3 protein-coding genes are annotated in these 1254 nt (G+C 56.0%); all 3 read left to right on the top strand.

The window, feature by feature from the left end; translation table 11 throughout:
• Positions 1 to 31 precede the first annotated feature (31 nt).
• A complete protein-coding gene (locus Q0C48_RS03810; RefSeq protein ID WP_291521710.1) occupies positions 32 to 493 on the top strand; it encodes an arsenate reductase ArsC in 462 nt (153 codons plus the stop codon).
• Between the two features lie 3 nt (positions 494 to 496).
• On the top strand, positions 497 to 1000 hold the full coding sequence (locus Q0C48_RS03805; RefSeq protein ID WP_291521709.1) for a VOC family protein: 504 nt from the start codon (positions 497 to 499) through the stop codon (positions 998 to 1000).
• A 46-nt stretch (positions 1001 to 1046) separates the two neighbouring features.
• Positions 1047 to 1254: DUF3417 domain-containing protein (locus tag Q0C48_RS03800; protein ID WP_291521707.1), on the top strand; the 208-nt coding region annotated here is incomplete at its 3' end.

Genomic DNA, 1254 nt, shown 5'->3' with positions numbered 1-1254 from the left:
CTTCCAATCGGCTCCCTACATTTTACTGGAAATGGGGAGTTTTTCGAACTTCCCTCTCGCTGAAGTCACCCTCAATGCGCTGGCTGGTGCGGCACTCCATGCCAGCAGTGCCGGAAGCCATCCTGCTGGTTATGTCCATCCTCGTTCCGTCCGTTTGCTCCAGCGTGAAGGTTTTTCTACGGAAGGTTTGAGCAGTAAATCCTGGGATGATCTGAAAATCACTCCCGATATCGTCATTACCGTTTGCGCCAGCGCTGCCGGGGAAACCTGTCCGGTTTATCTCGGCTCAGCGATACGCGCCCATTGGGGCGTCGAGGATCCAGCCAAGGCTACCGGTACAGAAGCACAGATCGAGGCGGCTTTCGATACGGCCTACCAAATCCTGCGTTACCGTATAGAAGCGATACTGCATCTGCCCGTGGCGGAACTGCTGGAAAAAGATCCTGCAAGACTATGTCAGGAATTGGCACGCATCGGCCTTCTGGAGCCCTGAATCGTGAATGCGACCAATCAAAACATGGAAATCGTTCCCGGCCCGCAAGAATTTCACCTCAGCATCCGCGTTGCGGACCTCGCAGAGAGTTCGGTTTTCTATGAGCGTTTTCTGGGTGTCGCGCCCAAACAGCAAACGGCCCGCTTCAGCACATTCATTGCTCCTCACTTGTGTCTGAACCTCGTCCTGTTGGTCAATGACCGGGGCGAAACACTGGACACCTACAGTCTGTATCACCTGGGGCTTGGTGTTCGAGACCGTGCGGCGGTCATCGAAAGCTACCATCGCGCCTGTGCCGCTGGCGCCGAAGTCGTCAAGCCGCCGCGCACCACCTGGCGTGGTACTCCACTCCATGAACTCTGGCTGCGTGACCCTACCGGCTATAATTTGGAGATCTATGCCCGCCTTACGGCAGCGGAGCTTGCCGAAATGCCCACAGATATGGAACCTTGGTACCTGGTGCCGGAGACCGCCCCAGAAAGTTCACAGATTCAGCCGTGCGGATGATTCAGTACAGAGTGGCCACACCGGTACACATCCATCAGAGGCAGTTATGACTATTGCGCCCTGTTATCTGCTTCCTCACCTGCCTGAGCCGCTGACTGGCTTGGCCGAGTTCGCTCTTGATCTGCGTTGTTCTTGGAACCACGCAGCCGATGCACTGTGGCGACAGATGTCCCCGGAACTTTGGGAGAATACACGCAATCCCTGGCTGATTCTGCAGAATGTTTCTGAGGAAACCCTCCAGCGGCTTGCGGAAG

It is taken from the genome of Acidithiobacillus sp. (genome assembly GCF_023255755.1).
GTDB lineage: Bacteria > Pseudomonadota > Gammaproteobacteria > Acidithiobacillales > Acidithiobacillaceae > Acidithiobacillus.
This window is presented reverse-complemented; position numbering and strand designations above follow the sequence as displayed.

Bases quoted from the DNA above. Each gene is read 5' to 3' on its own strand.
- Q0C48_RS03810 (WP_291521710.1), top strand. From the start codon at position 32: ATGGGGAGTTTTTCGAACTTCCCTCTCGCTGAAGTCACCCTCAATGCG.